Raw genomic sequence first — 24,406 nt, 5'->3', positions numbered from 1 at the left:
AGTTTGGAGAGTTGCAGGCAGCAAAGCCTCGGGCAGAAGCCTTCGACGTCCTCAGTGCCGCAACGCGCGCCACTGCCCGGGCGCCAACCCGAAACGCCGAGTGAACGCGTGCGTATAAGCGCTCTGATCGCCGAAGCCGATCTCGAGCGCGATATCGGTCAACGAACGACGCGGGTCCGCAAGCAGCGTGATCGACGTGTCGAGCCTCAGCCGCTGCAAGTAGCGATGCGGCGTCTCGCCGAACGCATCGATAAACAGTTGGTGAAAACGCCGCATGCCGAAGCCGCAGTGCGCGGCGAGATCCGCGATCTTCAGCGGCTCGGACAGATGCGCGCGCAGCCAGCGGTCGATGCGCGCGAAATCGAGGCGAACGCCTCCAGCCTGCGCACCGGCAAGCGCACCGGAATCGGCGATCAGCGCGGCGCCCAGGCGTGCCGCGGCATCCCAATGGAAGCGGCGGTTATCGAAGACATTCGCTGGCGTTTCGTCCGCGCCGTCCGCCGCATGGGCGGCAATCGTATGCACCAGCTGTGCGAGCGATGAATCGACGGCCACGGCCCGCGCGCGCTCGAACAGCCGTTCTGGCACCGCCAGCGACGCGGCCGGCAAATCGAGCACGAGCTGCCGGTTCGCGCCGACGCCCGCGTAATCGTGCCGCGCGCCGGCCGGGATCAGCCATGCGCAGCCGGCCTCGATCTGCCGTGCGACACCGTCCACCGCCATCACCATCGCGCCGTCGAGCCCGAGCACGACCTGGTGGAAGTCGTGCACGTCCGACGCTTCGATCGCGCCATAGCAGCGCAGCGAAACGTTAGGGGCGGTGACGGCGGCGTGGCTCATGACAACATCGCGATGTAACTCAGACGTCGAGCAGTTCGACTTCGAACACGAGCGTCGCATTCGGCGGAATCACGCCGCCCGCGCCGCGCACGCCGTAGCCGAGTTGCGGCGGAATGGTCAGCTTGCGCTTGCCGCCGACCTTCATGCCTTGCACGCCTTCGTCCCAGCCCTTGATGACCATGCCGCCGCCCAGCACGAACGCGAACGGGTCATTGCGGTCCTTGCTCGAATCGAACTTCTGGCCGTCCGTCAGCCAGCCCGTGTAGTGCACGGTCACGGTCTTGCCGGCCACGGCTTCGGTGCCCCCACCTTCCACGAGGTCTTCATATTTCAGGCCGGATTCGGTCGTCACAGTCGACATGCGTTGCTCCTCAGATCAAAACGTAAAAACCGACATTGTAGGCGCGTTGACGCCGATCGCCGAGTCTTGCACGGTGTCATCGGCATTCCCATATGGCATGCCGATTGCGTCCCGTCTGGACGTTCAGCCGCACTCGTCGGCCTGGACGGGATGCCTATAATGAGGCTTGCTTTCATCACCCAGCATTGCCTGGGAGGACTCGATCGTGACTACGTCACCCACCGGAACTGCGGGCGCCCCGCCGGCGTCAGCCGGCTTCGTCATCTCCGAACGCAGCGCGCTTCTCCGAGCGGAAACCGCGTTGTTCTTGCGCGATCATGTGCTGTCGCTGGTGTCGCACGACCTGCGCGGTCCGTTGAATGCCATTCACAGCTGGGCGTACGTGCTCGAGCGCAAGCTCGACGCGAACGACCCCAACTCGCAGCGCGCGATCACCGGCATTCGCAGCGGCGTCGATCAGCAGGTGAAGCTGCTCGAGACGATCGTCGATGCGACGCGCGCCGAAACGAAATCGCTCGCGCTCACGTATGAACCGTTTCCACTGCATCCGCTGCTCGACGAAACCGTCGAGGAAGTCCGCACCGGCCTCGCCCGCGCGCGTGGCGTCGACGTGCGGCTCGACTCGCAACTCGCCACCGAGCAGTTGAACGGCGACCGCGCTCGCCTCGCCGCCGCGCTGTGGCTGATGCTGATGTTCGCCGCCGAGGCGAGCGCGCGTGGCGCCGAGGTCGCACTGGCCGCGCGCGTGGACAACGGCACGTGGCAGGCACGGGTCAGTTACGAGCCGAACCACGCGGCATTGAACGACGCCGCACTGCCGCACGTGCTCGAAGCGTTCGCGCGCAAGCAAGCCTGCGAGCCGCGCGAGGCGAAGCGCATCGCGTGGGTGTTCGCGTTGAGCAAACGCGTCGCGGAGGCGCATGGCGGCAGCTTCGAGCAAAGCGATGCGACCGGAGCGGAGAGCGACACCGCGACCCCCGCCACGCTCGTGCTGCGTGTGCCGTTGAGCGCGGCGACGCCGAAATAAGCGCTGCAGCCCATGCGTTAGCTCGCGAACCATATTTCATCGAGCTTTCAGCCTCTATACTGACAACTTTTGTTGCCGGAGCCCGTCGCTTTGATCCAGGTTGTCGCCCTTATCGGTGCATTGTTTCTGGTTGCCCTCAACGGCTTTTTCGTCGCCGCGGAATTCGGTCTGGTCAAACTGCGGCAGACCCGCGTGCAAGGCCTCGCCATCCAGCATGGCATGCGCGGACGTCTGCTCGCGAAAGTGCACGGGCAGCTCGACGCCTATCTGTCGGCGTGTCAGTTAGGCATTACGCTCGCGTCGCTCGGGCTCGGCTGGATCGGCGAACCGGCGTTCGCGCAACTGCTGAGACCGCTTTTCACGGTGATCGGCGTCGAGTCGGAGAACCTGATCCACGGCATTTCGCTGTTCTTCGCCTTTTCGTGCATTTCCTTCCTGCATATCGTGGTCGGCGAACTCGCGCCGAAGTCGCTCGCGATCCGCGAGGCGGAGAAGATTTCGCTGTGGGCCGCGCTGCCGCTGTACGTTTTCTACTGGACGATGTACCCGGCCATCTGGCTGCTCAACACCAGTGCGAACATGGTGCTGAAGGCCGCTGGGCTCGACAGCGAGCACGGTCACGATTCGCATTACTCGACCGACGAACTGAAGCTGATCCTGCGCGGCCGCCGCGCGAACGTCGCGAACGAACTCGGTTCGTCGACCGGCGCGTACAGCCAGGACGAATGGAATACGATCGCGCACTCGCTCGACTTCTCGCGCATGACCGTATCGGATCTGATGCGGCCGTCGTATGAAATGGTGGGCCTGCGGCGCGATCTGCCGTTGCGCGACAACATGCAGGTGGTCGCGCGGCACCGCTTCAGCCGCTATCCGCTGTTCGAGGATGCATTGGGCGAGCGCGTGGCCGGCATGATCCACCTGAAGGACCTGCTGCTCGCGCGCCAGGCGGGCAGCACGCTCGACGACCTGTCGCGCTACGTGCGGCCCGTGCAGTACGTGAAGCCCGAGATGCCGGCGCTCGAGCTGTTCCGGCGCTTTCGCAAGGGGGCACCGCACTTCGCGTTGGTCGGCCATAAGAACGCGAAACCGATCGGCTTCCTGACGCTCGACAACCTGCTCGGCGCGCTCGTCGGGCAGATCCACGACGAGTTCCGTCAGGGCGACGCCGACTGGACGCGCATGGACGACGGCACGCTGATGGGCAAGGGCAGCTTGCCGGTGGTGTCGCTCGAACGCGCGTTGGGCATCGACATCGACGAAGGCAGGGCCGAATCGGTCGGCGGGCTCGTGATCCAGGCGCTCAACGATCTGCCGGACGAAGGGCAACGCGTCGAGTTCGAAGACTTCGACGTCGTGGTCAAGAAGATGAAGGGGCCGCGCATCGTGCTCGTGCGCGTGTATCCGAAGGTGTTCGACGACGAGGGCGGTTGAGGCCCGAGCCAACCGAAGCCTCAACCGTTTTTTGCCGCCTCAGCTTCGAGGCACCCCATCCTCCATCAGCACCGCGACCGGCATCGCGGCGAGCGCGTCGCGCAGACACAGCAGGCCGTGATCGTCGACTTTCGGCGCGGCGGGGCTTAGCCAGTCGAACAGTGCGCGCGCCGACAGATCGGGTGGCATTTCGATCGCCGTATCCGCCCATTGCGCCGGCTCGACGAGCGGCAGATCGGTGTCAGAGCCAAGCAACCCCGTCGCCAACCGGCTCGCAATCACCACGGCCCATGCATTGCCATGGCGCCGCGCAAACGCGATCACACTCGACGCATGCACGCCGCGCACCGTCAGCGGCAGATAGGTGCCCTGACTCAGCAGCTCCGGCAGATGCGCGCGCAACGCCAGCACGCGCTGGATCACCGCGAGCTTCACGCGGCCGTTGCGCCAGTCCGCGAGAAATTCCGACGGCGGCGTTTGGGTTTGCGGCAGCCACATCTCGCGTGTGGCGAAATCCACTGGCCGCCGATTGTCCGGATCGACGAGGCTGAAGTCCCACAGCTCGGTGCCTTGATAAAGATCAGGGATCCCAGGCGACGCGAGACGCAGCACTGTCTGCTGCAAGCTGTTGAGTGCGCCCGCGCGACCGATGCGCTCGACGAACGCCGACAGTTCCTTCAGAAAGCCGTCGCGCCGTTGCGGCGCGAGGATGCCGAACAGGAACTCGCGGCAGCCGGCTTCGTAGGCTTCGTCGGGTGCGAGCCAGCTGGTTTGCAGCTTCGCCTCGCGCAGCGCCTTCAACTGCCATTGCGCGACGCGCTCGGCCAGCTCGTTGACGCCGGCTTCGTCGTCGGCGCGCAGCGCCGGCGGCCAGCAGCCCACCAGCGTCTGATACAGCATCGCTTCGGCGGCGGGACCGGGGGCCCACGCGTCGCTCTTGTCCTGGCTCACGCTGCTGATCGGCGTGCCGTCGGGCGCGCGACGCTGCGGCGCGTTCAACGTCGACCATGCGCGCAACGTTGCACCCCACTCATCGGCGATCTCGCTGAGCACCGCGAGCCGCGCGCGCACGTCTTCGCCGCGCTTGTGATCGTGCGTGGCGGTCGTGAGCATCGCATGCGGAAAACGTTGCGCGCGCTCGAGGTTGCCCGCGTGAAACTGCTCGACCGACAGCGCGAATTCGCCCGGGTCCGAGCCGACTTCATTGCGCGACAGCAGACGCCCGTAGCGATAGCACGCGGTGTCCTCGATCGCCTTGGCGGCGAGCGGTGCGCTCAGCTGCGAAAACAGCGTTTGTGCGCTGCGCCGGGACGAACCCGCATGCGGCGGCGGCGCACCGCCTTGGGCCTGCTGCGACTGGGCGCCAGGCCGTGCGGGCGGCGCGTCCTCGGTGCTGCCGCCGAGCCACGCGTTCACGCGCTCGAGCGCCGCATGGTCCGAGCGCGGCAGCGAAGCGCGTGCGCCGTCGAGCGCCTGCTCGAAATAGACGTTGTCGGCGGCGCTGCGCAGGCCGTTCTGCGGATACATGCGGTACACGGGGAAATGCACGACCAGTTCGACCAGCACGCGCCGCAGCGTCGTGTAGGTGAAGTCGCGCGTGCTCAGCGAATCGCGTGCGATGCGATGCAGCGCGCGCGCCGCGCGGTCCAGTTCCGCGGAGAGGTTCTCCGCGAGAATCTTGCGGCGCGCGGCGCGCGCTTCATCGGCGAAGCTAGCGCTGCGGCCGGTGATCTCGGCCCACGTGCGCGCGAGCGGTTCGGCGCCGGCCGGATCGTGCAGCAGCGCGCCGACGTCGTTCATGAAGTCGTAGCCGGTCGTGCCGTCGACGGGCCAGTCGTCGTGCAAGGGCTCGCCGCGGCCGAGAATCTTCTCCACCACCACGTACGGTGCGGTGTCGCGCAGCTCGCTGAGCCGTTGGCGCAAACGCTGGCAGTATTCGCGCGGCTCGGCGAGCCCGTCGATGTGATCGATCCGCAAGCCGTCGACGAGCCCTTCGCGATAGAGGCGAAAGATCAGCGCATGCACCGCTTCGAACACCTCGGGCCGCTCGACGCGCACCGCGGCGAGCGTCGAAATGTCGAAGAAGCGCCGCCAATTCACTTCGTCGGAGGCGGTGCGCCACCACGCGAGCCGGAAATGCTGCCGCTCGATCAGCCGATGCAGCCGGTCGCGCGTGAGCGGGTCTTCGGGCGCGTAGGTCTGTAGCACGAACTCGATCGCCGACTCGCCCTCGCGCTCGACGAACTCGCGCAGCGCGTCGCGCGCCTCGGCGGCGCGCGGCTGATCGGCGGGCTGCGTCGTGAGTCCCTGAAAGCGATGGGCGAGCGCGCTCAGATCGGCACGGTCGGCGCCTTGCAGGATCGCCGCGTAATCGACCGGACAGACCGGGAACACGTGCGGACCATAGCCGATATAAAAGCGTCCACCGTCGGGTGCGAAATGCAGCCCGATGCGGCCGGCCGCCAGCTCTTCGCCGTACGACGCGCCGAGCGTCGGCAGCAGCACCTTGCCGCGCAGCGCGGGATCGGGCGAATGCCAGTCGACGTCGAAATGACGCGCATAGGTGCTGTGGCGGCCCCATTCGAGAATGTCGAGCCACCACGCGTTGCTCGAACCGCCGACGCCCATATGATTCGGCACGATGTCGACGATGAGCCCCATGTCGTGCGCGCGCAGCGCGTCGACGAGGCGCTTCAGGCCCGCCTCGCCGCCGTATTCGGCGCTGACCTGGGTGTAGTCGACGGCGTCGTAGCCGTGCATCGAGCCGGGCTCGGCCGTCGTGATCGGTGACGCATACAGATGGCTGATGCCGAGCGCGGCGAAGCATTCGACGCGCCGCGCGGCGTCGTCGAACGTAAAGCCTCGATGGAACTGGAGGCGCAGCGTGGAGCGTGGAACGGTCATGGCGTGTCAGGCTCCGCGGAAGGGTTGGATGACGGCGCGGCGGCGCGGCGCGCGCCGTCGACGGCCAGCAGGCGATCAGTGAACACGGGGTCGTCGAACATCGCGTCGACGGGCAGCGTCATGCGGCGGCGCCAGTTCGGGTGCTCGTCGATCGAGCCCGGCAGATTCGGCTGTTCGGCGAGCGCGAGCAGGTCTTCGAGCGGGAACGTGACGAGCGGCCCTGGCGTCGCGGCGACGAACGCGAGCGCTTCGTCGACCGGCGGGTCGTCGGCGCCCGGCGGCGCGACGTCGGGTGCGGCCACGCCCGCTTGCTGGAACGCGCGCCACAAGTCGGCGCGCTGTTGCGCGCGCTCTTCGAGCGCCGCTTCCTCGGGGTCGCGCCCGTCGCTGCGCGCCATCGTCTGGCCGATGCGGTTGCGCCACATGATGTCGCTGCCGCGCCACCAGCCGGCGATGGTCGGCAGATCGTGCGTGGTCGTCGTGCCGACCGCGTTGCGATCCCAATCGGCTGGCGCCTTGAAGCCGTTGCCGTCGGGCGCGCCTTCGAACCACAGCACGCGAATCCCCTCGATGCCGTGCTCGTCGAGCCGCTCGCGAAAACCGGGCGGCACGGTGCCGAGATCCTCGCCAATCACGATCGCACGATGCCGCCATGATTCGAGCGCGATCAGCCGCAGCAGGTCTTCGAGCGGATAGCGCAGATACGCGCCATTGCGCGCGCTTTCGCCTTCCGGCACGAGCCACAAGCGCCGCAAGCCGAGAATGTGATCGATGCGGATCCCGCCGGCATGGGCGAACGCCGCGCGCAGCATGTCGATGAACGCGGCGAAGCCTTGCGTGCGCATCGCGCGCGGCGAGAACGTAGTGAGCCCCCACGACTGGCCGGCCTGGTTGAAGAGGTCGGGCGGCGCGCCGACCGATACGCCCCGCAGCATGTCGTTCGGATAGGACCATGCGTGACTGCCGGCGCTGTCGCAACCCACCGCGAGATCGGCGATCAGGCCGATCGCCATGCCGGCTTCGCGCGCCGCGTGCTGCGCATGCAACAGGCCGCGCGAGGCCAGCCACTGCAGGAACAGATGGAAGTCGACCTCGGCGCGATGGGCGGCGGCGAACGCCTCGACTTCGGGGCTGCGCGGGTCGCGCAACGCCTCGGGCCAGTTGCGCCAATGGCCGTCCCCGCCTTGCGCGAGCTGCGCGGCCTGCAGTGCTTCGAAGCGTGCGTGATCTTCCAGCGCGCGCCCGGCGCGCTCGCAGAAGCCGTGAAATTCGAGCGCGCGCGGCGAATGTTGCGGGCGCTCGTTCGCGTTGAACTGCTCGTACAGCGCGCGCAATGCCGCGAGCTTCAGCGGTGTCGCGTGGGCCCAGTCGATCAGCGGCAGGTCCTCGTATGTCGACCATGCGTCGCGGGCCTGCGCCGATGCCGACGCAGCCGCGTCCGCGCCGAACACCGCAGCCGGATCGATATGGCTGACGTTGAGCCACAAACGCGATGACGGCGCATACGGGCTGAAGCGCTCCGGTTGCGCGCTGAACATCGCGTGCGTCGGACTGACGGCGAGCGCGTGCGCGCCGCGCTGCGCGCCGTGCCGCGCGAGCTGCGCGAGCGCCGTGTAATCGCCGATGCCGCCGTCGCCTAGGCGGCGCAAGCCATACAGCTGCGCGGCGATGCCCCACAGTGGCGGCGCGGGCGACGCGGCTTCGGGTTCGCCTTCGCCGTCGTGCAGCGTGCGCCACGCGTCGGCGACGGTGTAGCAGCGCGGCGGCGCGACCGCGAGCGTCATGCGCTGGTCGTTGATCACGAGCGTGTGATAGCCCGCTTCGTCGATCGGCGTGAGCAGCGCTTGCTCGCCCCTCGGCGCGGTGAAGCGGCCGTCGATGATCGCGCCGCTTTCCAGTTCGATCCGGTAATGGCTGCCCGATTTGACCGCAGCCGCGGGCAGCGCGATGCCACGCCCGATCACCGCGGTCATCAGCGGCGGTAGCCTGCGGCCCGATAGTTCGGCCTCCAAAGCGGCGGCGCTGTGGCGGATCTCGGTGGCGTTGCCGCACGGCAGACCCATGCGTTCGAGCAGCGTCGCGAGGGTCTTTTCGGGCACGTGCTGCGGCTTGTGGTGCGCGTCCTGCCACTCCACCTCGAAGCCTGCGCGGGTGGCGAGCGCGGCGAGCCTGTCGTTGGGGCGTCGGGTCGTCACGCGCGCTGCTCCTCGTGCGATGCGATGCGCGCATCGTGGCGGCTCGCGAATTCGTTGATGTCGCCGGTCAGCCACGCGATGCACGCATGAGCGGGCAACACCCGCGCGTCGACCCGCTCGCGCGCGCGTGGCGGTGTTTCGAACACGATCTTGCCGTCCGGAATATCGTCGAACGCGACGTTCTGCCGCGCGAGATTCAATGCAATCGACAGCGTCTCGCCATCGCCGAGTATCCAGCGCGCGATCAGCGCGTTCGCGTCGCCGCCGGCGGCATCTCGCAGCACCGTCGCGCCACACGCCTTCGTATGCTTCAAGCGCGGCGTGACCAGCTTCGCGCGCACCGCGAGCGCGGACTTGTAGAAGTGCATCCAGTCCAGCCGATCCGGCGTCGGCTCCGCATCGGGCGCGGGCGGCGACGAGGCGGCGAAGGTCTCGGGGTCGTTCGGATCGGGAATCTGCGCGCGGCGCGCTTCGTCGCTGAACGCGGCGAAGCGTGCAAATTCGCGGCGCCGTCCTTCGCGCACGGCGTCGGCGAGATCGCCGGTGTAATCGGTGAAAAACAGGAACGGTTGCGTCGAGCCATGTTCCTCGTCCATGAACAGCAGCGGAATTTGCGGCGACAGCAACAGCAACGCCGTCGCCGCGCGCAGCGCGTCATCCGAGGTCAGCTTGCGCAGACGTTCGCCGAACGCGCGGTTGCCGACCTGATCGTGGTTCTGCAAAAACATCACAAACGACGTGGGCGGCAGATGCGCGCTCGGCTCGCCGCGCGGCGCACCGTCGTGCAGCGGCGACGGCTCGCCCTGATACGCGAAGCCTTCGGACAACACGCGCGCGAGCCGGCGAATCGGTTCGTTTGCATACGCGTGGTAATAGCCTTCAGTTTCGCCGGTCAGCAGCACGTGCAGCGTGTTGTGCGCGTCGTCGTTCCATTGCGCGTCGAAATGCGCGTCGAGCAGGCTAGCCTCGTTGTGCTCGTTTTCGAGCACCAGGTGCACGTGGCGGCCATGCTGGACGTGCGCGCGGACATGGTCCGACAGCTCGCGCAGCCAGCCGGGATTGTCGATCGCATGCACCGCATCGAAGCGTAGGCCGTCGATGCGGTATTCGTTGATCCAGTAGATCGCGTTGTCGGTGAAGAAGTCGCTGACTTCGCTGCGCTCGAAGTCGATCGCGGGGCCCCACGGCGTTTTCACGCCTGCGCGGAAAAACGGCTCCGCGTAAGTATGCAGATAATTGCCGTCCGGTCCGAAGTGGTTGTAGACGACGTCGAGAAAAACCATCAGGCCGAGGCCGTGCGCGGCGTCGATCAGCGCTTTCAGCGCTTCGGGGCGGCCGTACGCGGAGTCGGGCGCGTACGGCAGCACGCCGTCGTAGCCCCAGTTGTGACGACCGGGAAAGTCGTTCAACGGCATCAGCTCGATGGCGGTGACGCCGAGCGCCGCGAGTTCGGGCAGGCGCTTTTGCACGCCCGCGTAGCCGCCCATTGCTCCGACGTGCAATTCGTACAGCACCGTTTCTTCCCAGGGCCGGCCGTGCCAGGCGGTGTGTTCCCAACGATAGGCGCGTGGATCGATCACTTCGCTCGGGCCGTGCACGTCCTGCGGCTGAAACCGCGAGGCCGGATCGGGCACCATCTGCCCGTCGTCGAGCCGCATGCGATACAACGTGCCCGCGCCGCACTCGACGGTGCTCTCGAACCAGCCGTTGCCGGTCGGCGTCATGTCGTGCGTGCCCTGCGCGTGGCCGTTTTCGATGACCACCTGCACGCTTTTGCACGACGGCGCCCAAAAACGGAACCGCGTGCGCGGTCGGATGCTGCTCGCGCCGATCAACTGCGCGCTGAACGGCAGGCAGTGCGCGTGATGATGCGCGTGAGGATCAATCGGACTTTCAGACATGTCTTCACCATTCGAATCTGCGAGTTCATTGCGAACCTTCACCGTCCGGCGTCTGCGCGCCCGGATCGGGCGGCAGCGCGGTCAACAGCCGTGGGCCGTGCTGTGCGCCAGCCTTCCAGCCGGCTTGCCAGTCGGCATCGCCGCTCGGCTGCGCGGCGAGCATCACGAGGCCATGCGCGGCGACCTCGAGCTCGGCGGTCGCGAGCCGCTGCGGCGCGCGTTCGGGAACGGCCGTGTCTAACAGCACGTGCCATTCCAGGTGCGGCGCGGGAGGAGCGAACTGCAGCGGCTCCTCGTGAGCGTTGAGCATCAATAACAATACTTCGGTTTCGCCATTCAGGCCCGGACCCGCGCGACGCAACGTGAATGCGCGTCCCTCCGGGTCCTGCCACGCTTCGATCGTCAGCGGATCGCCGTGCTCGTCGAACCAGCCGACGTCGAACAGGCCGGGCAGCACTTCGCGGTCGCCGAACAGAAAGCGCGTTTCACGCAGCAGCGGATGGCGCTTGCGCAACGCGATCACACGCGCGACGAATTCGGTCATGCGCTGCCCTTCCGGCGAATCCGCGAGATCCCAGTCGATCCACGATATGTCGTTATCCTGACAGTACGCATTGTTGTTGCCGCGCTGCGTGCGCAGCGCTTCGTCGCCGGCGAGCAGCATCGGCGTGCCGAGCGCGATCATCAGTGTCGCGATCAGCGAGCGCGACACGCGACGGCGCGTCGCGAGGATCGCCGGATCGTCGGTCGCGCCTTCGACGCCCCAGTTGCGGCTGCAATTCTCGTTGTGGCCGTCGTTGTTGTCTTCCTGGTTGGCTTCGTTGTGTTTCTGCTCGTAGGCGGTGACATCGGCCAATGTGAAGCCGTCATGCGACGTGACGAAGTTGATCGACGCCCACGGCTTGCGATGCCGCCGGTTGAACAGATCGGCCGAACCGGTCAGGCGCGCGGCGAGATCCGGCCGCAGCCCGGCGTCGCCGCGCCAGAAACGTCGCACCGTGTCACGGAAGCGGTCGTTCCATTCGCTGAAGCCCGGTGGATGATTGCCGAGCTGATAGCCGCCGGGACCGATGTCCCAAGGCTCGGAAATCAGCTTGCACTGCGACAGAACCGGGTCCTGACGCAACGCATCGAACAGGCCCGAACCCGGATCGAAGCCGTGGCTTTCGCGCCCGAGCGTCACGCCGAGATCGAAACGGAAGCCGTCGATATTGAACGCGGTGGACCAGTAGCGCAGCGAATCCATCACCATCTGCAGCACCCGCGGATGCGGCAGGTTGACCGTGTTGCCGCAGCCCGTGTCGTTGATGTGATGACGCTCGTCGCCGGGAATCAGCCGGTAGTAGCTGGCATTGTCGAGGCCGCGCCATGAAATGGTCGGGCCCATCTCGTTGCTTTCGCAGGTGTGGTTGTAGACCACGTCGAGAATCACTTCGATGCCGGCCGCGTGCAGTTGCCGCACGGCGATGCGCATTTCGTCGAGCCGGTGCGTGCTCAGATAGGTCGGCTCGGGCGCGAAGAACGCGGCGGTGTTGTAGCCCCAGTAGTTGCGCAGGCCGCGCTCCACCAGGAAACGGTCGTTCACGAACGCGTGCACCGGCAGCAGCTCGATCGCGGTCACGCCGAGCTTCAGCAGATGCTCGATGAACTCGGGCGAGGCGAGCGCGGCGAAGGTGCCGCGCTCGTGCTGGCGCAAGTCGGCACGCAGCATGGACGCGCCGCGCAGGTGCGTTTCATAGATCACGGTTTCGCCCCATGGCACGTCGGGACGCTTGTCGTGCGACGAGTCGAACGCCTCGTCGATCACGACGCACTTGGGCATCGCGGGCGCGGAATCGCGTCGGTCGATCGAGAGGTCCGCACGATTCGAATGCACGCGATAGCCGAACAGCGCGTCCGACCAGCGAAATTGTCCGACGAGCTTGCGCGCATACGGATCGAGTAGCAGCTTATGCGGATTGAAGCGATGCCCGAAATGCGGCTGATACGGCCCATGCGCGCGAAAGCCGTACGCGGTGCCCGGATGCGCGTTCGGCAGATAGCCGTGCCAGATCTCGTCGGTGCATTCGGGCATGGCGAAGCGGCGGATTTCCTTACGGCCGGTGGAATCGAACAGGCATAGCTCGATTTTCTGCGCATTCGCCGAGAACACCGCGAAGTTGACGCCCAGCCCGTCCCAGCTCGCGCCGAGCGGATACGGGGCGCCGGGCAGCAACCGGTCGGGCAACGCATGCGACATGATTTCCCTTTCCTGTTCTGTTTGTCGAGCTCAAGCCGGGGTCTGCCTGGGTCTTCATGCAACGGGCGCGCGGCGCCTGCCCTTCGCGCCGCGCGCCCGTGTTACCGCCCGATTATTCAGTCCGCACGCAATACGATTGTCGCGAGCGGGGGCAGGATCAACGCCGCGGAATGCGGCCTGCCGTGGCTCGACACGGGCTCGGTATGAATCAGCCCGCCGTTGCCCATGTTCGAGCCGCCGTACACCGCCGCATCGGTATTCAGTGCTTCCGTCCAACGGCCGCCGCGCGGCATGCCGAGCCGATAGCCGAGCCGCGGCACCGGCGTCATGTTGCACGCCACGACGAACTCCTGGCCCGCGCCGTCGGTGCGCCGATAGGCGAACACGCTGTTGCCGCTGTCGTCGCCGATCAACCATTCGAAGCCGCCCGGTTCGCTGTCGAGCAGATGCAGCGCGGGCTCGTTGCGATACAGATGGTTAAGGTCACGCACCAGCAGTTGCACGCCGTGGTGGTTCGGATCGTCGAGAAGATGCCAGTGCGGCGAGGTGTCATGATCGAACTCCGCCATCTGGCCGAATTCGCCGCCCATGAACAGCAGCTTCTTGCCCGGGTGCGTCCACATGAAACCGAAGTACGCGCGCAGATTCGCGAAACGCTGCCAGTGGTCGCCTGGCATCTTGCCCAGCAGCGAGCCTTTACCGTGCACCACCTCGTCGTGCGAAAGCGGCAGCACGAAGCGCTCGGAATACGCGTACACCATGCCGAACGTCATGTTGTGGTGATGGTATTGGCGATACACCGGGTCTTCGTGCATGTAGTGCAGCGTGTCGTGCATCCAGCCCATGTTCCACTTGAAATCGAAGCCGAGACCGCCGTCCGCGACGCGCGCGGTCACGCCCGGCCATGCGGTCGATTCCTCGGCGACCGCGATCGCGCCTGGCGCGCCCGGCACGTAACGGACTTCGTGATTCAGGCGCTTGAGGAATGCGATCGATTCGAGATTCTCGCGGCCGCCGTAGATGTTCGGCACCCACTCGCCGGCCGCGCGCGAATAGTCGCGATACAGCATCGATGCGACCGCATCCACGCGCAAGCCATCGACGTGATAGCGCTTCAACCACGCGAGCCCCGACGCGATCAGGAACGCGCTGACCTCGTTGCGGCCGAGGTTATAGATCATCGTGTTCCAGTCCTGGTGGTAGCCTTCGCGCGGGTCGGCATGCTCGTAGAGCGGCGTGCCGTCGAAATCGATCAGCCCGTGGGCGTCGTTCGGGAAATGCGCGGGCACCCAGTCGAGAATCACGCCGAGCCCCGCTTCGTGCGCGCGATCGACGAAACGCGCGAACTGCTCTGGCTTGCCGAAGCGCGCGGACGGCGCGAATTGCCCGAGCGGTTGATAGCCCCATGAGCCGCCGAACGGATGTTCGGCGATCGGCAGAAATTCGATGTGCGTGAAGCCCATGCTCTTCGCGTAGGGAATCAGCCGCTCGGCGAGCTCTTCCCAGACGAGACCACGCTGACCCTCCTCGGCGACGCGCAGCCACGACTCGGCGTGCACTTCGTAGATCGTGATCGGCGTGCGCGCGGTCTGCTTGTCGGCGCGCGACTGGATCCACTCGTGATCGCTCCACGGAAACTGCTCGATCTCGTCGACGTGCGCGACGATCGACGCGGTGCCCGGCGGCTTTTCCGTCTGCATCGCGCACGGGTCGGCCTTCAGCGGCAGCGGATGGCCGTCGCGCGACAGCAGCTCGTACTTGTAACGCGTGCCCGCGCCGACGCGCGGCACGAACAGCTCCCAGACGCCCGCCTGATGACGCCGGCGCATCGGATGACGGCGGCCGTCCCACGCGTTGAAGTCGCCGACCACCGACACGCGCCGCGCATTCGGCGCCCACACGGCAAAGCGCACACCCGGCACACCGTCGATGTCGAGCGGCCGCGCGCCGAGACATTCGAGCACCGCGTACGGATCGCCGCGCGCGAGACGCTCGAGCGGCTCGTCGCCGAGCACTGGACCAAACGAATAGGTGTCCTCCACTTCCTGCACGACGCCATGCCAGTCGATCCGCAAGCGGTACGGCATCGCCGACGTGATCCGTCCCGCGAACAGGCCGGGGCGCAACTGCTCGAGCTCGCCGAGCGTCGCGCCGTCGGCACGCGAAATCACGGTGACGTGCGCGGCATTCGGCAGCAGCGCGCGCACGATCGGCCCGGCATCGGTCTGGTGTAGCCCGAGCTGCGAAAACGGATCGGGGTGACGCGCCTCGACGAGCGCGTCGATATCGACGGGTTGAAGGCCTGCGGCCGGATCATGCTCACTCATAGTCGCCCTCGGCCGGGTTAGGCGGCGTGGCGGCGCCACGCGCCTGGGTTGATGGATCGTGGTGCGGCGGCGCGCCGGTGTCGCCGAGCAGACGGCTCGCGAGCGCGGCGAGGCCACGCACCGGCAAGCCGAGCCACGTCGGCCGGTTGGCCGCTTCGTAGCGGATCTCGTAAGCGGCCTTCTCGATCAGGAACAGGTCGAGCAGCGCCTCTTCGGATTCGGGCGCGACGAGCGGCGTCGGCGACTGCGCGGCCGCCGCGCGATACTCGGCGAGGAACGCGCTGGTCGCGTGCGCGCGGAAACGCTCGAACAGCGCGCGCTTGCGGTCCGCCGTTTGTTGCGGCGCGTTTTCAGTGGTCGATTGCGCGGCCGCGCTCGCATACGACAGCGAGCGCATCAGCCCCGCCACATCACGCAATGGGCTCGACTTCTGGCGACGCTCTTCGAGCGACCGCGCGGGCTCGCCCTCGAAGTCGATCAGATACGCGTCGCCGTGCGCGACCAGCACCTGGCCAAGATGGAAGTCGCCGTGGATGCGCGTGCGCAACGCGCCCGCGTCGCCCGGCACCAGTTCGTTGACTGCCTCGACGAGCGCGGCGCGGCGATCGATCAGGCTTTGTACGAGCCCCTTCGTATCCGGGTCGCTGATCTCCGCGAGGCGCGGCGCGAGCAGATCGAGCGCGCTGGCGAGCATCTTCTGCGTCGCGTCGACCCACGCCTTCACCTGTTTCGCGTTGGCCGGTTCCGGCGCGAACGCGGGGTCGTCGCTCGGCGTGGCGAGCGCAACGTGCAATTCGCCGAGCCGGCGGCCGATGATGCCCGCGAGTTCGCCATAACCGTCCAGCAAGATCGACTCGTTCGAGCGATCGGGCACGGTCTGCGTTTCGGTGTCGATCGCGATCGCGAGTTCGTCGACCGAGCGGCGCAGATAATCGAGCGACCAGTTCCATGCATCGCCCTGATTGTCGATAAAGCCCTGCAGGATCGCGAGCGTGTGCGGCACGCCCTCGGGATCGACGCGCACCACTTCGCCGTACAGCGGCGCGGTATTCGCGTAGCCGAGCTGCGTCAGATAGCGGCTGATTTCCGCTTCCGGATGAATGCCGCTGACCAGCCGCCGCACCAGCTTCAATACCGCGGCATCGGCGACGATCAGCGAGCTGTTGCTCTGTTCGGCCGCGAGCCAGCGAATCTCGGGCCGCTCGCCGAGATCGTCGAGTTCAGCGAAGCGCTCGGTCGGCAGGAACCTGATCTCGCTCTTCTGCACGGTCGGCACGACCGCGTGCTCGCGCAGCTTGCGCAGCACGTTGTGCGCGAAGATCGGCAGCGAGAACGCGTCGGTCAGATAGCCGACGTTGCGCCCGCGCCGCACGCGTGCAAGCGCCAATTGCAGGAACAGCGGCGTGGTGGTTTCGCCGCCCCAGGTGAGCGCGATCGGCACCACGTAGCGCTCGGTGTGGTTGCCGACGTCCACTTCGATTTCAGTGAATGCGAAGCCGCCGTTCGGGATCGTGGTCAGTGCGGCGAGCCGCACCGCGTGCATCTTCTGGTCTTTCGACGCGAACCAGCGGCGCCGGCTCAGCCACGACGGCAGCACCTCGGATTCCAGCAGCCGCACGTTTTCGGGTGTCGGCCCGGTTTGTCCTTCGCGGATCACGATCGTGACGAACTCGGGCAGCGGCACGGAATGCGCCTGCGCCCACGTCGGACGCTGGCCGCTTTCGCACAGCATGAACCACAGGAAGCCGTAGGGTGGGAACGTCAGCAGATAGGTCAACTGGCCGATCGCGGGGAATACCGAATCGGCGGTCATCTCGATCGGCACGAAGCCGTTGAACTCGGACAGTTCGAGCTCGACCGCTTGCGGCGCGCGCGACAGATTCGCGACGCACAGGATTGGCGCCTGCCCGGGCATCTCGCGCAGATACGCGAGAATCTTGCGGTTTTCCGGCTTCAGAAAGCGGATCGTGCCACGTCCGAAAGTCTGCTTCGCGCGCCGCGTCGACAGCATGCGGCGCGTCCAGTTCAGCAGCGAGTGCGGATCGCGGCTCTGCGCTTCGACGTTGACCGCGTCGAAACCGTACAGCGAACCCATCACCGGGGGCAGCACCAGTTGCTCGGGGTCGGCGCGCGAGAAGCCGCCGTTGCGATCGGACGACCACTGCATCGGCGTGCGCACACCGTCGCGGTCGCCGAGGTGGATGTTGTCGCCCATGCCGAGTTCGTCGCCGTAGTAGATGACCGGCGTGCCGGGCATCGACAGCAGCAGCGAGTTGATCAGCTCGATGCGCCGGCGGTCGCGCTCCATCAGCGGCGCGAGACGGCGGCGAATGCCGAGATTCAAGCGTGCGCGGCGGTCGCTTGCATAGGTGTTCCACAAATAGTCACGCTCGGAATCGGTGACCATTTCGAGTGTCAGTTCGTCGTGATTGCGCAGGAAAATCGCCCACTGGTTCGACTCGGCGAGATCCGGCGTCTGCTTCATGATGTCGGTGATCGGAAAGCGGTCCTCGCTCGCGATCGACATATAGATGCGCGGCATCAGCGGGAAGTGGAACGCCATATGGCATTCGTCTTCGTTGCCGAAGTACTCCTTGACGTCCTCGGGCCACTGGTTCGCTTCGGCGAGCAGCATCCGGTTCGGATACTCGGCGTCGATGGTCGCGCGAATCCTTTTCAGGACCTCGTGCGTCTCCGGCAGGTTCTCGTTGTTGGTGCCTTCGCGCTCGACGAGATACGGCACCGCATCGAGCCGTAGCCCGTCGATGCCCATGTCGAGCCAGAAGCGCATCACCTGCAGCACCTCTTTCAACACCGCGGGATTGTCGAAGTTCAGATCGGGCTGGTGCGAGTAGAAGCGGTGCCAGTAGTAGGCGCCCGCGACGGGATCGTGCGTCCAGTTCGACGGCTCCGAGTCGATGAAGATGATGCGGGTTCCCTGGTACTTCTGATCGGTATCGGACCACACGTAGTAGTTGCGATAGTTGGAGCCGGGCTTCGCGCGCCGCGCGCGCTGGAACCACGGATGTTGATCCGACGTGTGGTTGATGACGAGCTCGGTAATCACGCGGATGCCGCGCGCATGCGCTTCCTGGATGAAGCGCCGCACGTCCGCGAGCTGACCGTAGTCGGGATGCACGTTGCGGTAATCGGCGATGTCGTAGCCGTCGTCGCGGCGTGGCGATGGATAGAACGGCAGCAGCCAGATCGCGTTGACGCCCAGTTCGGCGATGTAGTCGAGCTTGGCCATCAGGCCGGGGAAATCGCCGACGCCGTCGTTGTTCCCGTCGAAGAACGACTTGATGTGCACCTGGTAAATGATTGCGTCCTTGTACCACAGCGGATCGTCGCTGAGAGCCGAGGGTTTGCCGCGCCGGCGCGCGCGTACCTTCGCCGCGGTGCCGACGGCCGCGGCCGTTTGCGCCTCGTGCGCGGTTTGGGCTGGATCGTCGCGCTTCATGTTCCACCTTCCATCCAGGTTGGGTTGCCAGCGTCTGCGTGATCAGCGCTGTCGGGATCGTGGTCGGTGTCCTCCGGACGATCGGCGGGCAGGCCGCCTAGCGGCGCGATGCGCCAGATCGAGAACGGTTGGCCCGAGCCGAGTCGCACGTGCTGCCAGCGTCCGTGCCATTCGAAGCGCGCGCCGGTCATCTGGTCGATCACTTCGAGCGTCGCGTGATCGTGCAGATGCCAGCGTTGGAACGTGTCCCACGACAACTCGATGTCCGCGCCCTGTTCGTTGAACGCATCGAGATTGATCGCGACGACGATCACGTTGTCGCGCGACTCGGTCGCTTTTTCGAAGCACAGAATGTGATCGTTGTGCGCGGTGAGGAACGTGAGACCGAGATGCGTTTGCAGCGCCGGATTCGCGTGACGGATGCGGTTCAGTGCGGTGATCTCGCCGACGATATTGCCGGGCCGGTGCCAGTCCCACGCGCGCAACTGATATTTTTCGGAATCCAGATACTCTTCGCTGTTCGGCAGCGCGGCGGCCTCGCACAGTTCGAAGCCGCTATACACGCCCCACAGTCCCGCCAGCGTCGCGGCCAGCGCCGCGCGGATCAGAAAGCCCGTGCGTCCCTGCGATTGCAGATGGCGCGGGTTGATGTCCGGCGTATTGACGAAGAAGTTCGGCCGGTAGAAGTCGCGCGCATCGGTCTGTGTGAGCTCGCTCATGTACTCGGTGAAGTCGCGCTTCGACTCGCGCCACGTGAAGTACGTGTACGACTGCGAGAAGCCGATCTTGCCCAGCCGGTTCATCATGCGCGGCCGCGTGAAGGCTTCGGCGAGGAAGATCGTGTCGGGATGGCGCGCGCGCACGTCGGCGATCATCCATTCCCAGAACGGCAGCGGCTTCGTGTGCGGATTGTCGACGCGGAAGATGCGCACGCCCGCGTCGATCCAGAACAGGATCACGTCGCGCAACGCGAGCCACAGGCCGGGCTTTGCGTCGTGCGCATAGAAGTCGGGATTGACGATGTCCTGATACTTCTTCGGCGGATTCTCGGCGTAGCGCAGCGTACCGTCGGGGCGCCACGCGAACCATGTCGGATGCTCCTTCAGCCACGGGTGATCGGGCGAGCACTGAATCGCGAAGTCGAGCGCGATCTCGAGGCCATGCGCATGCGCGGCGGCGCGCATCGCCTTGAAATCGTCGAGCGTGCCGAGCTGCGGATGCACGGCGGTGTGGCCGCCTTCGGCCGCGCCGATCGCATAGGGACTGCCCACATCGCCCGGCTGCGCGGTCAGCGTGTTGTTGCGGCCCTTGCGGTTCGCCAGACCGATCGGGTGGATCGGCGGGAAGTACAGCACGTCGAAGCCCATGTCGCGGATGCGCGGCAGCTTCGCGGTCACGTCCGCGAACGTGCCGTGGCGCGATTCATCGTCGCTCATCGAACGCGGGAAGATCTCGTACCAGCTCGCGAAATGGGCGGCCGTGCGTTCCGCGTCGATCTTGTAGATCACCGGGTCGCGGCTCAAAAACGGGCGATGCCTTGCGGCGGTCATCGCCTTCGCGGTGGCGGGCGCGAGGATCAGTGCGAGCTTCCGTTCGGCGTCCGCCTTCTGGAACTCGCGCACGATGTGTTCGAGCGGCTCCTTCTGAGCGTCATCGGCCGTTTCGACTTCGGCGAGCACGAGCGCGAACAGATGCGCGGCTTCGTCGAGTTCGATCTCGACGGTCTGGTTCGCCTTCAGCTTCTTCTGGATGTGCTCGACGAGCGACGCGAAGTCGTCGCGCCACGCGATCACGGTGAACTCGTGGCGACCGATCCTCTCGAGCGGAATGCGCGCGCTCCACAAGTCGAGCCCGGCCGGCGGTGCGGGCGACATCAACTGTTCGTGCCACGCGGTTTCGTCGGCGGCGCGCCATAGCACGGCGGCGGCGATCTTGTCATGACCCTCGGCGAAGATCGCCGCGCGGATTTCCGCGCGCTCGCCGACGCTGCGTTTCGCCGCGAAGCGGCCGTTTTCCACCGACGGCGACACGCTCTCGATCGCGACGCGCGGCGCGTCGATCGCGTCGAGCACGCTCTTGCGGCCGCTTCGCTTGCTGTTCGCCTTGTCGATCGGTGGCGCGAGGCAGATCGGCTTTTCCGCGAACGCGCGCAGCAGCCGCACCGCACCGGGCGCGAGCGCGAACGGCACGAGCGCCGCGGGTTCGGTCGGGCGGCGTGCATCGAGCGGCGCGAAGCGCGTAAAGCTGCCCGGCACGCCCGCGAGGAAGCGCGCGGGATCGACACGCACCGGCGCACCGAGCTCGGGATTCACGACGATCAGAACGGCTTCGCTTGCGTCGCGCAGATCGGCCGCGTCAGCGCGCAGCAGAACCGCGGCCGATGCGCCGGGTCCGCTCAATGGGCGCAACTCGCCGTTCGCGTGCAGCGTCGGCGTGTTGCGCGCGAAGTCGTTGGCCTGGGTGACGGCGGCACTCAGATCGAAGCGGCGCGACTGCGCGGCACGCGCGAACTGCGCCGCGTCGCCGCGCGTTTGCGACATCGGTTCGGCGATGCCGTATTCGAAGCCCATCGGCATCATCCAGCCGCTGCCCACTGCCACCGACGTGAACAGCGCGCGTCGATAAGCCCGCTCGACGATCGCCGCATCGTGCACGTCGGTCAGTTCGGCGGCGAGGCGCGTGCCGTACGGCGCTTCGGGAAAGGCGATCGGCGCGCCTACGCGGGCCAACGCCGCATGTTCCTCGGCCATCCAGCTCGAACGGAAATCCCACCAGCGCACCGACGAAAACGCGCTGTCGAAGCCGGCTGCTTCGAGACCGGGTAGATCGCCGCGCGACAGGCCGGGCGTAGCGGCGAGAAAGCGCACGTGCGGATGCTTCGCGCGCACTTCGTCGCCGAGGCCGCGCCATACGGCGGCCGGCACGCGATGCGGCGAATCGAAACGAAAGCCGCCGACACCCGCGTCGGCGAGCGCGAGCAGTTGCTGGGTCCACCAGACGGTCAGCGAGGCGCTCGTCGCAGGGTCGTCGAAATTCGCGTAGACGACGTTGTCTTCGCGATGCACGTGGCGCGGATCGAGCCGCGCAAGCTCGGACTCCCGTGCGTGAAACCAGTCCGAATGCTCTGCGTACAGGACGCCGTCGGCGGCGACGCGGTCGATCACGAGATCGACCAGCAGCGTCAGGTTGTTGCGGCGCGCGGCATCGGCGAGCACGCGCACGGCGTCGCGTACCGAATGCTGCGCCTCGAACACCGGATGCAGCCGCGCGTGATTGCCGACCAGCTGGCTGTGGCCGGTCTGGCCCGGCTCGAACAGCCCGCCGATCAACGCATGATCGAAGCCAAGCCCGGCCGCGTGCGCGAACTGCGCGGGCCACGCATCGAGTGGCCCCGCGAGAACAGAATGAAAAAAGTAGATCCGCGGCGCGTACCCGTTTGGAGATTCCATCGGTCGTTTCCAGAGTTGTCCTGCCGCGGTGTGGATGCAGTTGGCATGCGATCACAGCGCTCATTGGGCTTCCCGAGCCGGATACCGCGCGATGCGTCAGCGGGGGCACGTACTGGTCAATGTAGTGCAAAGATCGTCACGCCGCTGGCCAGTCGCGGGTGCTTTGACGCCAGACGCCGGTCCAGCGGGGCTGGGCGGCACTTGCCGCGGAAAGCAGCAAACTGTGTGCCAACGCGGTGGCCCGCCGCGCGGCGCGCTAGCGGAGAAAAGGCGAGGTTAAGGCGAGATCGCGGAGGCCGAAGGTGCGCGCGCGCACGGAGCGCGCGCGATAAAGCGGGCATCGTGACGCACGCTGTGGGCGGCGCCGCATGTAAAACGGGGCGGTGCGGGGTCGCTTTTACACGGCCGGACGCGCGATGCGCCGAATGCGGTTCAAGCGAACCCGCGAAGCCGGCGTAGCGCTCGCGTGGCAAACATGAGGCACGCGCGTGGCATTCGGATGAAATTCACTCGAACGCCGCGCGATAGCCGTGTCACGAACCCAGCAGCCCCGCCGCGATGTTCACGCACAAGCCGAGCACCGCGACGTTGAAGTAGAACGACAGCACCGATTGGGCGAGTGTCGCGCGACGTATTTCGCGCGAGCGCAGCACGACATCGGAGGTCTGCGACGCGACCGCGATCGTGAACGAGTAGTAGAGGAAGTCCCAGTAGTTCGGCAGCAAATGATGATCCGGGAACTTCAATGCGGTTTCTTGCGCGTCGGTGTCGTAGTAGAGGCGCGCGTAGTGCAGCGTGAAGATCGTCGGAATCAGGAACCATGCACCGATCAGCGTCAGACCGGTCAGCAGATAGTGCGAGAGGGTCGACGCGCCCCCCGAGCCCTTGGCCGATGCGAGTTCGAGCACGATCGCCGCGACGCTCGCGATCGTCGCGATGCAGATGACGACTAGCACGACGCCCGCGTTTTCGTCGTCGCGTATCGCATATTCGCGCACACGATGCTCGTCGGCGAGGGCCATGTGCACCCAGATCATCAGCAGGTAGCTCCAGACGGCCGCGTCCCAGCCGATCAGCGTGCGTGCGATCGGACTCGTATGACCGGGGACGAAGAACGCGACGACGATGCCGATCACGAGGCCGATCATCGTGCGGGGCCGATTGCGGAGAATTCGCGGATAGTAGTGGATGGACATGAGACTCGATGAACGACGAAAGTGTAGCAGTGGATGTCGCGGATTCTACGCGTGCAACGCGGACCGATTGTCGAATGATGGGTCACAAGCTATAGTCTTTAGCAGCGGCCTTGCGCGCCGCTTTCAGTTGAAAGGCGATTGGCAGCAATCGGCAGCAATCGGCAATAAAGGCGCCACGTCCGAGGCGCAACGCGCGTCGTCATTTCGCTGTCGTTGCGATCATGCATGCAACACCACACATGCGGCGCGCGTGAATCGCGCGCACGGATACGAGACCGCCGAAGCGGCGTAAGACCAGGTTTTGGGGAAGAGCAAACGAAGCGGCACGCGAACGGCATCATGCCCTCGCCGCGCTGCTCGTCGAGAACGACTCACCATCTGGAGCCCCCATGACAGATGTTCCTGAGAATAACGATGCGCATCCCAACATGACGCATCGGCAAGGAGCGAAGTCCTATCGTAGTGCCACCCGTTTCACCCGCTTGTCCGCGTCGTTTTCCGCTTCGCGCAGGGCCTGGATGCTCGGCTCGTGCGCGACGGCCGCGGCGCTCGCGTTCGCCGGCGCGAGCCGTTCGCTGTCATGGATCGCACCCGCCCTCGCCGATGCGCCGCCAGCCGGCGGCGGACTCGACGCCTTCCTCGCGTTGTCGCAACACCTCACCGGTCGCAGCAGCTTCGATGCCGTGCTCGGCAAGCGTGTCTACGATGCGCTGTCGCATTCCGATAGCCAGTTCACGCAGAACGTCACCGCGCTGAGCACGTGGCTGCAAGGCCACGGCGGTGTGCCGTCCGATACGGTCACCGAGGCGCTGCGCACCGAGCAGCCCGCGCTCGCGAAAGCGGTCGGCGCGATCATGCGCGCGTGGTATCTGGGCCTCGTCGGCGACATGCCGCATGTCCAGGTGATCGCATATGAAAAGGCGCTGATGTTCGATCCCGTCAGGGACGTGCTGACGATTCCCTCCTATTGCCGCGACGTGCCGTTCTACTGGACGCAGAAGCCGACGTCCGCGTGAGCCGCGCGAGCCCGTCAGCGGGCAACGGCAGCATCACCGCGAACAAGCGTCGCACGA

13 protein-coding genes are annotated in these 24,406 nt (G+C 66.3%); 3 read left to right on the top strand and 10 right to left on the bottom strand.

The genetic code is table 11. From position 1 onward, the window contains the following. Positions 1 to 51: 51 nt before the first annotated feature. On the bottom strand, positions 52 to 840 hold the full coding sequence (locus BJG93_RS28175; protein ID WP_027195343.1) for an AraC family transcriptional regulator: 789 nt from the start codon (positions 838 to 840) through the stop codon (positions 52 to 54). A 19-nt stretch (positions 841 to 859) separates the two neighbouring features. Next, positions 860 to 1,201, bottom strand: a complete 342-nt coding sequence (locus tag BJG93_RS28170; RefSeq protein ID WP_027195342.1) for an FKBP-type peptidyl-prolyl cis-trans isomerase — start codon at positions 1,199 to 1,201, stop codon at positions 860 to 862. Between the two features lie 205 nt (positions 1,202 to 1,406). Here BJG93_RS28170 and BJG93_RS28165 point away from each other — a divergent pair, with 205 nt between their 5' ends. Together BJG93_RS28165 and BJG93_RS28160 are read left to right on the top strand one after the other, a co-directional pair. Further along, entirely contained in the window at positions 1,407 to 2,228 is an 822-nt protein-coding gene (locus BJG93_RS28165) for a sensor histidine kinase (protein ID WP_027195341.1), read from the top strand. A gap of 90 nt (positions 2,229 to 2,318) precedes the next feature. Continuing rightward, a complete protein-coding gene (locus BJG93_RS28160; RefSeq protein ID WP_027195340.1) occupies positions 2,319 to 3,662 on the top strand; it encodes a hemolysin family protein in 1,344 nt (447 codons plus the stop codon). Positions 3,663 to 3,701: 39 nt separating this feature from the next. Here the strand turns inward: BJG93_RS28160 and treY are convergent, their stop codons facing one another. The 8 genes from treY to BJG93_RS28120 all read right to left on the bottom strand — a co-directional run bounded on the left by treY (position 3,702) and on the right by BJG93_RS28120 (position 23,333). Next, positions 3,702 to 6,566, bottom strand: coding sequence for a malto-oligosyltrehalose synthase (gene treY / locus BJG93_RS28155; protein WP_027195339.1), 2,865 nt, complete (start codon positions 6,564 to 6,566; stop codon positions 3,702 to 3,704). Continuing rightward, the gene (gene malQ, locus BJG93_RS28150; RefSeq protein ID WP_027195338.1) at positions 6,563 to 8,761 is read right to left on the bottom strand and encodes a 4-alpha-glucanotransferase; all 2,199 of its coding nucleotides are present in this window, start codon (positions 8,759 to 8,761) and stop codon (positions 6,563 to 6,565) included. Before malQ ends, treY begins: the two co-directional genes overlap by 4 nt. Beyond that, entirely contained in the window at positions 8,758 to 10,662 is a 1,905-nt protein-coding gene (gene treZ / locus BJG93_RS28145; protein ID WP_027195337.1) for a malto-oligosyltrehalose trehalohydrolase, read from the bottom strand. Before treZ ends, malQ begins: the two co-directional genes overlap by 4 nt. Positions 10,663 to 10,687: 25 nt before the next feature. Then, on the bottom strand, positions 10,688 to 12,901 hold the full coding sequence (glgX, locus tag BJG93_RS28140; protein ID WP_027195336.1) for a glycogen debranching protein GlgX: 2,214 nt from the start codon (positions 12,899 to 12,901) through the stop codon (positions 10,688 to 10,690). A 116-nt stretch (positions 12,902 to 13,017) separates the two neighbouring features. Next, positions 13,018 to 15,228, bottom strand: coding sequence for a 1,4-alpha-glucan branching protein GlgB (gene glgB, locus BJG93_RS28135; protein ID WP_027195335.1), 2,211 nt, complete (start codon positions 15,226 to 15,228; stop codon positions 13,018 to 13,020). Continuing rightward, positions 15,221 to 18,688 carry a maltose alpha-D-glucosyltransferase gene (gene treS, locus BJG93_RS28130; protein ID WP_027195334.1) on the bottom strand — a complete coding sequence of 1,156 codons (3,468 nt, stop codon included), beginning with the start codon at positions 18,686 to 18,688 and terminating at the stop codon, positions 15,221 to 15,223. The genes glgB and treS overlap by 8 nt, the downstream gene beginning before the upstream one ends. Then, a complete protein-coding gene (locus BJG93_RS28125; RefSeq protein ID WP_063828904.1) occupies positions 18,685 to 22,137 on the bottom strand; it encodes an alpha-1,4-glucan--maltose-1-phosphate maltosyltransferase in 3,453 nt (1,150 codons plus the stop codon). The genes treS and BJG93_RS28125 overlap by 4 nt, the downstream gene beginning before the upstream one ends. Before the next feature lie 533 nt (positions 22,138 to 22,670). Next, positions 22,671 to 23,333, bottom strand: a complete 663-nt coding sequence (locus BJG93_RS28120) for a DUF1345 domain-containing protein (RefSeq protein WP_027195333.1) — start codon at positions 23,331 to 23,333, stop codon at positions 22,671 to 22,673. Positions 23,334 to 23,722: 389 nt separating this feature from the next. Between BJG93_RS28120 and BJG93_RS28115 the strand changes: the two genes are divergently transcribed. Further along, the gene (locus tag BJG93_RS28115; RefSeq protein WP_027195332.1) at positions 23,723 to 24,349 is read left to right on the top strand and encodes a sugar dehydrogenase complex small subunit; all 627 of its coding nucleotides are present in this window, start codon (positions 23,723 to 23,725) and stop codon (positions 24,347 to 24,349) included. Positions 24,350 to 24,406 lie beyond the last annotated feature (57 nt).

The organism is Paraburkholderia sprentiae WSM5005 (assembly GCF_001865575.2).
Taxonomy (GTDB): Bacteria; Pseudomonadota; Gammaproteobacteria; order Burkholderiales; family Burkholderiaceae; genus Paraburkholderia; species Paraburkholderia sprentiae.
Note: the sequence above shows the minus strand (reverse complement) of the source record. Positions and strands in the feature narration are given on the sequence as shown.

Coding starts and splice junctions, on each gene's coding strand:
- BJG93_RS28170 (WP_027195342.1), bottom strand. CDS start 1,201: ATGTCGACTGTGACGACCGAATCCGGCCTGAAATATGAAGACCTCGTG.
- treS (WP_027195334.1), bottom strand. CDS start 18,688: ATGAAGCGCGACGATCCAGCCCAAACCGCGCACGAGGCGCAAACGGCC.
- glgB (WP_027195335.1), bottom strand. CDS start 15,228: ATGAGTGAGCATGATCCGGCCGCAGGCCTTCAACCCGTCGATATCGAC.
- BJG93_RS28125 (WP_063828904.1), bottom strand. CDS start 22,137: ATGGAATCTCCAAACGGGTACGCGCCGCGGATCTACTTTTTTCATTCT.
- treZ (WP_027195337.1), bottom strand. CDS start 10,662: ATGTCTGAAAGTCCGATTGATCCTCACGCGCATCATCACGCGCACTGC.
- glgX (WP_027195336.1), bottom strand. CDS start 12,901: ATGTCGCATGCGTTGCCCGACCGGTTGCTGCCCGGCGCCCCGTATCCG.
- BJG93_RS28120 (WP_027195333.1), bottom strand. CDS start 23,333: ATGTCCATCCACTACTATCCGCGAATTCTCCGCAATCGGCCCCGCACG.
- treY (WP_027195339.1), bottom strand. CDS start 6,566: ATGACCGTTCCACGCTCCACGCTGCGCCTCCAGTTCCATCGAGGCTTT.
- BJG93_RS28175 (WP_027195343.1), bottom strand. CDS start 840: ATGAGCCACGCCGCCGTCACCGCCCCTAACGTTTCGCTGCGCTGCTAT.
- BJG93_RS28115 (WP_027195332.1), top strand. CDS start 23,723: ATGACAGATGTTCCTGAGAATAACGATGCGCATCCCAACATGACGCAT.